General features: G+C 35.0%; 6 protein-coding genes. All 6 read left to right on the forward strand.

Annotation, left to right across the window (positions count from 1 at the left end):
- Positions 1 to 100 precede the first annotated feature (100 nt).
- The 6 genes from AC2TDS_RS15535 to AC2TDS_RS15560 all read left to right on the forward strand — a co-directional run bounded on the left by AC2TDS_RS15535 (position 101) and on the right by AC2TDS_RS15560 (position 10,608).
- Positions 101 to 586 (forward strand): hypothetical protein, encoded by a 486-nt coding sequence (locus tag AC2TDS_RS15535; RefSeq protein WP_484736493.1) that lies wholly within the window; start codon positions 101 to 103, stop codon positions 584 to 586.
- Between the two features lie 512 nt (positions 587 to 1,098).
- On the forward strand, positions 1,099 to 2,634 hold the full coding sequence (locus AC2TDS_RS15540; RefSeq protein ID WP_484736494.1) for a hypothetical protein: 1,536 nt from the start codon (positions 1,099 to 1,101) through the stop codon (positions 2,632 to 2,634).
- 568 nt (positions 2,635 to 3,202) lie between these two features.
- A complete protein-coding gene (locus AC2TDS_RS15545) occupies positions 3,203 to 3,616 on the forward strand; it encodes a hypothetical protein (RefSeq protein WP_484736495.1) in 414 nt (137 codons plus the stop codon).
- A gap of 33 nt (positions 3,617 to 3,649) precedes the next feature.
- Positions 3,650 to 4,045 carry a DUF1842 domain-containing protein gene (locus AC2TDS_RS15550; protein WP_484736496.1) on the forward strand — a complete coding sequence of 132 codons (396 nt, stop codon included), beginning with the start codon at positions 3,650 to 3,652 and terminating at the stop codon, positions 4,043 to 4,045.
- 155 nt (positions 4,046 to 4,200) lie between these two features.
- A complete protein-coding gene (locus AC2TDS_RS15555) occupies positions 4,201 to 5,526 on the forward strand; it encodes a beta-1,3-glucanase family protein (RefSeq protein WP_484736497.1) in 1,326 nt (441 codons plus the stop codon).
- Between the two features lie 756 nt (positions 5,527 to 6,282).
- A complete protein-coding gene (locus tag AC2TDS_RS15560; protein ID WP_484736498.1) occupies positions 6,283 to 10,608 on the forward strand; it encodes a phage tail-like protein in 4,326 nt (1,441 codons plus the stop codon).
- Positions 10,609 to 10,768 lie beyond the last annotated feature (160 nt).

Consider the following 10,768-nt stretch of genomic DNA (forward strand, 5'->3'; position numbering starts at 1 on the left):
AGAAAGTTACCCAATCAATCTTGTCACTTTCTTAAAAATAAAAGTGGAGTAATACCCGCGAAAAAAAACAAGGCGGAATCCGAAAAGCTGGAGAGTAGGAATGTTAAAACTATTTATGATGTCAAATAAAGTATTTCAATTATCTGCTTTAAGTCAAAATGATCCAATGGCGACAGATGGAGCCAAATTATATTGTAACCTAACTAAAGTTACTGGAGGAACCTTAAGAGAAGGGTCTTTTCCAATTAACGAAAATGTACATTTACCAGTGCCACCCGGTCAGCATGGCTCTGAACCAACGCCTACATGGTTTTTAGTATCAACTGAAAATTTGAGTGCAATGGCTTTTGAATTAGAAGTTTTTTGTCCAACGGATGCCAAGTATTCAACAAGAAAGATTACTGTAAAAGCATCAGACGTTGAAGCATGGGCGGTAGTTCCTTTTAATGAAAGAGAAAATCAAATATACCAAGAAGGAGCGGATGGGATTTTTGGATTTGCTCAAGAAGGACCTAATGGATTAATTTATACGATTACAGCAGGGGTATTAAACCCTAGGATGCATGGAAACGGGGAAGTTGTTTAATAGAAAAAAGCTTTATATTCACAATATGGAGCTTTTCTATTTAAAATCTGATATCATAAATTTTATAAAACAGTAGTAGGGGTACTTCTGTTTGACAATCTAATAAGTTTCTTGTCACCGTCTATTTTATGTAAATAAATCAAATACAGTATCATGTCAAGTGATAATAATTTGGTGTCGATACAGAAAGATTATACCGATTCTCAGGTAAAATTACTCCATCATTTCCTTGCAGTCATGTTTGTGTTTTACGTATAGATCGGCATTTACCATAACAATTATGTTCGGTAAATTAACATCAGAAATGATATGGCAAGTTGCATAAAGGTTGAATTTTAGTGGAGGAGGAAATATCCAAAAAGTATTTTGCCAGCCTATATTATGAAACTGGCAACAAACGCAAAGCACAAAGGAGCAATGAATAGAGCTTGAATATGAAAATAGATTCCCTTAGTGCGTGCAATACTAGTATAAACCATTTATTCCGAGTATCAAACAAAAACTATAAATACATGAAAAATTATCTTATTTGTGCTTGTATAGCGTTAGCGCTACTGGCATGTAGTCATGAAAAAAGTGACAAAGAGAAAGTCGTTTCTTTCCAATCTATTACTGCTGTTCCTATGCCATCAGTATTAAATTCGGGTCAAAAATTCCCTACACCTTCTGAGACTATAAATAATTGGGTGAAGAAAAGCCATGTAAAAAATAACCTTGAAACTAATAAGGACATTATTACACATGGTTGGGATATTTGGGACGCGCTAACTACTTATACAGCTCAAAAAAACAATGGTCAGAAATTAAGAGTATTTGAAACTTGGTATACACCAGGAGATATCAAAACAGCGTTAAAGTCAAAAGTGTCTAACAGTGCTTACACACTAGAAAATTTAGATAGATCTCATACTGGATCCTTAGAAGTTCCTCATCAAAGTCAGCATGGTATTGAGGTAGAAGATGCTAATGTTGTAGGTTTTGTAAAATGTGATCCATCGGCTGCAAATCATATTTATAATAATGAATTGTATTATTTTGAAGTATTAAAAAGTATGATTAAGCCAGGGGAAATAGCAAATATCCCTGCGTTTCCAGCTTCTAGTGTATTGATAAAACCTGTTTTCTATCCTTTAATAAAGGAGGATTCTCCTGGATCAGATACATACAGTTTCCCTGCATGGCCGGGATATCACAATCAAATACCTATGGATTCGGTGATTAAAGATGGGTTTGGACCAGGTTCATGGAATAATGATATTACCATTACTACGAAAGGAGCAACAGATACAGAAAATAAAGTTTTCTCTATTAATGATTTTATTCATTTTAAGTTAGATAAAGAACAAGCCGAAAACATCATCAATATTTTTGGGACAGGAAAAGCTAAAGCAGGTGATTATGCAGTATTAGCAGGAATGCATGTAAATACAAGAGAAAATAGAAGGTGGACATGGCAAACTTTCTGGTGGGCTGAAAATCCTGAAGCTCCGCAAAGCCCAAGTTCAACATTGATAGCTACTCACAAACCTAAAACGCTAGACAATTCGGCTAAACATTATAGCATGGCCTTAGCCTATAATATGATTAGTCCTGCACAGCATAACACAGGTGGTTCTAATGCATTAACAAAAAAAGAAGATAAAAAAGAATCGATTTATGCTTTCAATCCATATTTAGAAGCAGGATTCAATGCCGCCACTTTTGATGTTGCCGCTACGAAACAGAATCCAAATAATTCTGGAGGGAATGATACTATTAGAAAATATTACAACGAAGGGTATCAGAAAGTTGGCGCGAAAAGAATAAGTGAAAAGATTTATGTAGGAGGTAAATTAAATAAAGTGGGTATCGAAACGAATTGTATGAGTTGTCATGGACAAGCTAGATTGTATGATGTTCCTACTATAAAAGATGCTTTCCAATACTATATTACCGATCAATATTACGATTTAGAGGCTCCTTATTTTAAAAACACAGTAGTGCTAGATTTTGCTTGGAGTGTACAAGGTAATTTAATTTATAGAGATTCATTGAAATTGAAAAAATAGTAAACATATAGAATTTTAGAATTATTATAGTTATACCGGTTCTTAGGTAAAATTATTCAATCATTTCCTTGCAGTTATGTTTGAGTTTTACTTAAGAATCGGTATTTACCATAAACAATCATGATAGGTAAATTCAAATGGTAAGTGGTATTAGCTAAAATAAAGGACAACGAATAAAGCGATTGTTTTTTATCAATTGATAGAACGTGGTTGTGGGATAGATACACAGGAGAAAGATTTAGTTTGAACAAAACGGAATAGGAGTACCCATATTGCAATGGAAAGGGTCGGTTTGTATTTAATATTTGGGCAGAAAACGTTGAGGTTCTTTTAGTCAATGTTCTTCTCATGAAAAATGCACCAGCTTCAAAAGATCAAAGTATTGATAATGAGTGGTTAATTGAGTTATTGTTTCGTTCCATATTTTCCTGTATTTATAGAAAAGAAAACATCGCTCATTCCATTTTTACAATGTTAGACTGATTTGTTCAGTAGTTTTATATCACAAATAATGCTAGCATACCTATTTGTTTATAAAATAATTTAACTAACTATAAACATAGAAATCATGACAAACACTATTAACATAACCAAGTGCGACAATCAATTAATTTTAATTGCAGTGAATCGCAGTAATACAAATGACACTGTAGAAATTTGTAACATTGTTAGCGGGAACTTCAATACAGTAAACGTTAAAATCAATATTGAAGAAGCTACTACACCTTCAGATACAATCACATTAAATGGACTTCAAAAAGATTTATCAGGAACATACACTATAAAAGTTCCTGAAGGAAACTATTCTTTAGTATACGCCGGGATAAACTGGGGTGGACCTTATAACTTCGAATTTGATGTAAACGGTGGTCAACCATATAAATTATTAAACAATCCTAAGAAAGCTTTATCAGGGGTTGTTTGGGCTTTAGGAAATTTAGATACTATTGAGTTTAATGTAAAGGAAGAAGCAACTGTATAATTAAAACGTATAACAACCTAAAAATAATTTATCATGACAACAGCAACAAATACAGCAGTAGAAACAGTATATTTTAAAGGAACGATGGGAGATGCTCCTAATCTTTTAGCAACTATTGTTAATTTTTCACTACTAGTAGACTCAACTGAACATACGGTAAGTGGAACCGTAGAAATTAATGTAGGTACTGATAAAAAAGTTTATAAAGGAAAAGTTACAGGCACTGTTTACGCAACTGGTTACCGAGACATTGTTAGAGTAATTAGCTTAAGAGGAAGCATTCCTTCTGATAACAAATTTACTCCACTTCAATTTCCTTTTGAAGCAAATATGGCTTTAAAAGCTGATTGGAATGGTACTGGAGGCTTTACTTTTCAAGGAGAGCACGAAGAGAAAGTACCAGTATCTGCTGATATGTTTCAATTATAAAAGCTATAAGTCAAATACTTTCAAAGCTGTCAGTTGGCTAAGTTTAATACTAAAGATAACTAAGTTACAGCTTAATTCTAAGGTAAGCGCTATGCGATTAACATGAGCATAGCGCTTATTTTTTACTATTAACTAATCAAAACTACTAAAAGATAATGAACCCATTAACTGTAAAATTTGTAAAAGGAAATGATGTTGCTCATAAAGATATATTTATTGGCTTTGTGCCTGGAAGTACTCTCGAACAAGTTGATATTAGTTATCAAGCTGGAGAGTTTGAACCCCTACAGGTTGATGTGTTGCCGTTAAATGCCACGAAAGGTAAAGGAAATTGGTATAGGTATGAAGAGTTGGAAAATGGAGTGCAGATAACCCATTTTAGCGGAAGAATTTACATCTGCTACGGACAACCTTGGGAGGTTTTAGACGCATATTATGAGCCAGCTCAAAATGTTATAGATCAAAATTTCTTTTTAAGATATGATAAAATGGAGCTTACATTTAACGGGGATTCTGCGGATGTTGCTGATTTAACGAGTATTGATTATTGGAGTATTCCAATGAAGCTAGCAACTTCTTTTGATGGGGTTCCTGTTCAAACTGATTATGGATTAAAACAAGGAGTAACCTCAAATCAAGTATATAAAGCATTAAAAAAGCTTACACAATCTCCAAAATCAGGATTGTCAAATGCTATACCGGCTTTAGTGCCTGGTGATTTTGCGCAACATTCCAACCAGCCAGGATCTGGTTTTGCCAGAATAATAGGGCCGTCTTCATACCCTCCTATAAAAGCGTTGCCAGTAATGCCATATCATCTTTTTAAATCATATTTACATTATTTATTCGAGAATTTTGGTGATGATTCAAAGAAGAATAAAGTGGCTATTAAGGGATTAGGAAAAGGTATAATAGCTCACGTTTCAGGTCATTTTAATGGGGTAGGACCCAATGTTCCTTCGTCGGGACCTCAGAGTGCTCAAGATTATGATGTAACAGCAACAATTAACGACAAACTTGATGTAACCTTAACAGGAAAAGTAGGAGGGACGCCAACAAAGATGGTGTATAAAAAGGAAGATTTAATTAATCCTGATGGAATTTATGGAGCGAATGCCATGTTTTCTTTAAATGGCGGTGCAAAGCAGAGCCCAGAAAATGATGTTTACGGTTGGGTGACAGGAGATTTATTGGCAGGTTTTAATATAGGTGCTATTGGGTCGACTACTGTAATAAAAGGAGTAGTAGTAGGGGCGATGAAAAGTAGTGATTGGTTTAGCAAAATACCCAACACTTCTTTGTTTAGCAATCTTCAAAGTAATGACTCTTTCTATAATCAATATGCAGAAACCTTACAGGGCTTATCTCAAGCCTACAATTTTGCGTATTCAGATCGCTTTTCTGCGGTACAAGTCTCTTTAGACCCGGTGAAAGTAAATGCACTTGAAATCTCTTTTTTTGAGGTAGATGCTTTAGTATAAATACATGTGTGTTGAAATTAAGATAAAAGAATAAGATGATTCTTTTATAATGAAGAGGAAACGAAGAAAATAGCTTTTTTATTACGGTAAATTCAAATGGTAAATGATATAAATCATTTCCTAATGCATAATTCTGGTTTAATCAAGCTTTAAAAATAGATGGTACTGTTTCATAGTATAGGTAGAATAATATTTTTAGCACTTAAGGTACAGTTATAAACGCTTATGGGTTAATTTTCAACGCTTAAAGTATATTTGATCTCAAAAAAGCAAATATGGTTTATTTTTCTTTCGAATTAATCCAAGAACAAATCTACTACTATGAAACTATTTATAGAACGAATTACATTAGTTGTAGACAATTTACCCAATTACAGTGATGTTTGTGCTTTAGAACCTACTGATGGAGGTTGTTTTTAAATTACGTTTTCCCAAGTGTTAAAGGCTTCGGTTAAGTGCTTTATAGAATTCTTTGGTTTTTTGTAATAAGAAAACTGAATATCTTACAAATTTAGTATGCTGTTTTTTAGCTACTAAAATTAATGTAATCACTTAGAAAAACGTCCAGTCTATTAGATAAAACAAGCATTTTTTTAAAATCTAAAGGAGATATAGGTAGGAAAAGTTAGGATAAGCTTAATACTAGCAATGTGAAAAAAATAGCAAAAGATTTTTTTTAACACGAAAATAATGACTGCGTAGATAAACTACTGCGTAACACAAAACAACAACTAATTAATATAAAACCTACTACTTATGAATACAATAAAAAGAGTACTACTGGGTATTTTACTGCTTAGCTTTATAGGAGTGCATGCACAAACACTTAATGAAACTTCTGGAACAGGTTCTGGGGTAAGTATAACCACAGGAGACTACAACACCATGTATGGAGACAGCACTGGTTCTAATATTACATCAGGAAGTCAAAATACATTTTTAGGCTATCAAGCAGGTCGTTCCTGGACAACTAGTGAAGGGATAGCCATTGGCTACCAAGCTGGATATAGCAATACCACAGGATTCGATAATATTTTTATTGGCGCGCAAGCTGGGTATTCTAATATTAATGGTGGTGACAATACGTTTATTGGTACAGAATCTGGGGAGTTCAATACAACGGGTTACGACAATACCTTTGTTGGAGAAGAATCTGGATATAGCAATACCACAGGGTATGAAAACACATTTATAGGGGAGGATGCTGGTATGTATAATACTACAGGGTATAAAAATGTTTTTATAGGTAATGAGGCAGGAATTAGTGCTAATGTAGGGTATAGAAATACAGCAGTAGGTAGTGAATCAATGAGTGATGTAGATGACGGTCATCATAACACGGCTTTGGGAGATTCTTCAGGGATAGATGTAGGAGATGGTATTTATAATACGTTTATAGGAGCAGCAGCAGGGGTAGCTACTGAATGGGCAGATTATAATACCTTTGTGGGTGCGATGTCTGGCTGGGACAATAACAGAACTAACTCGACTGCCAACGCAAATAGAAATACCTATGTTGGTTATTATACAGGGTTTACCAATAGAGAAGGGCAAGATAATGTAGGTATGGGAGCTTTATCTAATTATACCAATACCAACCGAAGTAGAACTGTTTTTATAGGGGCAGACATGACAGTTGGTAATAATGATGTTATTATGATGGGGTATCTTGGTTATAATACAGGTCAGTATAGTATTTCCGTTGGTCAGTTACATGATATGCGAGGAACAAGAGCTGTTGGTATAGGAAATGATTTTAATATGAACGCAGATGCCGACTATTCTGTGGGTCTTGGAGATCAAATAAATATTTCACAATCGTATGCAGTGGGTATAGGAAATAGTGTTGATATAGATAATACGCAAGCTGTAGCAGTTGGTTCTGGATCTGTTGTACAAAATGACGGTGCCATCGTAATAGGCTATGGAGCGGCTTCGAATGATACAGGAGGTACGGCAACCAATAATATCGCCATAGGCTACAATGCTGTGGTAACTGGTAATAATGCTATAGCAATAGGGAATGCGGCTACAGCAGCGAATGAAAACACCATGGTTTTAGGAGGTGAAACTAATCCGTTAAGTGTGGGTATTGGAACGAATACTCCTAATTCCAATGCGTCTTTAGATTTAACAGGTGCCAACAAAGGCTTACTGCTAAATAGATTAACCACAGCGGAAAGAACAACTTTGCAAACAAGTTTAGCAGCTTCAGAAAAAGGATTGTTTGTATATGATGTAGATTTAAATTCTCCTTTTTCATGGGATGGTACTCAATGGATTGCCTCTGAGGCAGATACGGATGCGCAAGATTTAGATTTATCAGGAAATACCTTAAGCTTAACCAATGATGGTACTACGGTTGATTTATCGGGGTATTTAGACAATACGGATGCTCAAAACTTAACGTTTACCGGAACGAGTTTAAGCATCGCTAACGGAAACAGTGTTGATTTATCGAGTTTACAAGATGGTACAGGAACGGATAATCAGGATTTAGATTTAACTGTAAACACCTTAAGTTTAACGAATGATGGTACTACGGTTGATTTATCGGGGTATTTAGACAATACGGATGCTCAAAACTTAACGTTTACCGGAACGAGTTTAAGCATCGCTAATGGAAACAGTGTTGATTTATCAAGCTTACAAGACGGTACGGGAACGGATAATCAGGATTTAGATTTAACTGTAAACACCTTAAGTTTAACCAATGATGGTACTACGGTTGATTTATCGGGGTATTTAGACAATACGGATGCTCAAAACTTAACGTTTACCGGAACGAGTTTAAGCATCGCTAATGGAAACAGTGTTGATTTATCGAGCTTACAAGATGGTACGGGAACGGATAATCAGGATTTAGATTTAACTGTAAACACCTTAAGTTTAACCAATGATGGTACTACGGTTGATTTATCGGGGTATTTGGACAATACGGATGCGCAAGATTTAGATTTAAGTGGAAATACCTTGAGTTTAACGAATGATGGTAGTACGGTTGATTTATCAGGATACCTAGACAATACGGATGCACAAAGTTTAAGTTTTACCGGAACGAGTTTAAGTATCGCTAACGGAAACAGTGTTGATTTATCGAGCTTACAAGATGGTACGGGAACGGATAATCAGGACTTAGATTTAACTGTAAATATCTTGAGTTTAACCAATGATGGTACTACGGTTGATTTATCGGGGTATTTAGACAATACGGATGCACAAAGTTTAAGTTTTACCGGAACGAGCTTAAGTATCGCTAACGGGAACAGTGTTGATTTATCAAGCTTACAAGATGGTACGGGAACGGATAATCAGGACTTAGATTTAACTGTAAATACCTTGAGTTTAACGAATGATGGTACTACGGTTGATTTATCGGGGTATTTAGATAATACGGATGCGCAAGATTTAGATTTAACTGTAAATACCTTAAGTTTAACGAATGATGGTACTACGGTTGATTTATCGGGGTATTTAGACAATACGGATGCACAAAGTTTAAGTTTTACGGGAACGAGCTTAAGTATCGCTAATGGGAACAGTGTTGATTTATCAAGCTTACAAGATGGTACGGGAACGGATAATCAGGATTTAGATTTAACTGTAAACACCTTAAGTTTAACCAATGATGGTACTACGGTTGATTTATCAGGATACCTAGACAATACGGATGCTCAAAGTTTAAACTTCACAGGAACTAGCTTAAGCATTGCTAACGGAAACAGTGTTGATTTATCAAGTTTGCAAGATGGTACGGGAACGGATAATCAGGATTTAGATTTAAGTGGAAATACCTTAAGCTTAACCAATGATGGTACTACGGTTGATTTATCAGGATATTTGGACAATACGGATGCGCAAGACTTAGATTTAACCGGAAATACGCTAAGCTTAACCAACGACGGTACTACGGTTGATTTATCTGGGTATTTGGATAATACGGATGCACAAAGTTTAAGTTTTACGGGAACGAGCTTAAGCATTGCTAACGGAAATAGTGTTGACTTATCAAGCTTACAAGATGGTACAGGAACGGATAATCAGGATTTAGACTTATCAGGAAACACCTTAAGCTTAACGAACGATGGTACTACGGTTGATTTATCGGGGTATTTAGACAATACGGATGCGCAGAATTTAACGTTTACCGGAACTAGTTTAAGCATCGCTAACGGAAACAGCGTTGATTTATCAAGCTTACAAGATGGTACAGGAACGGATAATCAGGATTTAGATTTAACTGGAAATACCTTGAGTTTAACCAACGATGGTACTACGGTTGATTTATCGGGGTATTTGGATAATACGGATGCGCAGAATTTAACTTTTACAGGAACTAACTTAAGCATTGCTAACGGAAACAGTGTTGATTTATCAAGCTTACAAGATGGTACGGGAACGGATAATCAGGATTTAGATTTAAGTGGAAATACCTTAAGCTTAACCAATGATGGTACTACGGTTGATTTATCAGGCTATTTAGACAATACGGATGCTCAAAGTTTAAACTTAACAGGAAGTACGTTAAGTATAAGTAATGGGAATACGATAGATCTTTCTAGTTTTATAAATTCAGGAAATCAAGATCTGACTTCAGCTACTTTATCGGGTCAAAATTTAATTATTGAGATAGAAAATGGAGCTTCAGTTAGTGTTGATTTATCTCCATTAATCGGAACATTGCAGTCAGATTTAAGTGCAGCTGAAACAAAAGTAGCAACGCTTGAATCACAAATGACAACTGTGTTAGATCGCTTAGATATCGTGGAGAGCTGTGCTTGTGAAGGTACCTTAAATACGAGTGGGGAAGTTCCTAAAAATGAACGACCAATTTTATACCAAAACATACCGAATCCATTTAACGGAACAACGTCTATTAAGTACTATGTACCAGTGACCTATGAAAAAGCAGCCATTGTATTTAGCAATACGACAGGGCAAATAATAGATACGGTACATTTAACTGAACTAGGCGAGCAAGAGTTGTATTTTAACAGCGCATCACTAGCTTCTGGGGTGTACTATTACACACTTTATATCAACAGTCATAAGGTAGCGACCAAAAAAATGATTATAGAATAAAGGTGAATACTACCATGTGTAATTTGAAAGGAGCGTTTTATTACGGTAATTTTAATATATAAATGGTATTAATAAATGTATTGAAAAGCTTCATCAATTTGTATTGATGAAGCTTTTTTATAGGGATAAAATCATAATGGGATATAAAACGTAATAGAAG

This window comes from Tenacibaculum profundicola (assembly GCF_057220795.1).

Excerpts from the sequence above, each read along its gene's own strand:
- AC2TDS_RS15535 (WP_484736493.1), top strand. The coding sequence starts at position 101 with ATGTTAAAACTATTTATGATGTCAAATAAAGTATTTCAATTATCTGCT.
- AC2TDS_RS15540 (WP_484736494.1), top strand. The coding sequence starts at position 1,099 with ATGAAAAATTATCTTATTTGTGCTTGTATAGCGTTAGCGCTACTGGCA.
- AC2TDS_RS15545 (WP_484736495.1), top strand. The coding sequence starts at position 3,203 with ATGACAAACACTATTAACATAACCAAGTGCGACAATCAATTAATTTTA.
- AC2TDS_RS15550 (WP_484736496.1), top strand. The coding sequence starts at position 3,650 with ATGACAACAGCAACAAATACAGCAGTAGAAACAGTATATTTTAAAGGA.
- AC2TDS_RS15555 (WP_484736497.1), top strand. The coding sequence starts at position 4,201 with ATGAACCCATTAACTGTAAAATTTGTAAAAGGAAATGATGTTGCTCAT.
- AC2TDS_RS15560 (WP_484736498.1), top strand. The coding sequence starts at position 6,283 with ATGAATACAATAAAAAGAGTACTACTGGGTATTTTACTGCTTAGCTTT.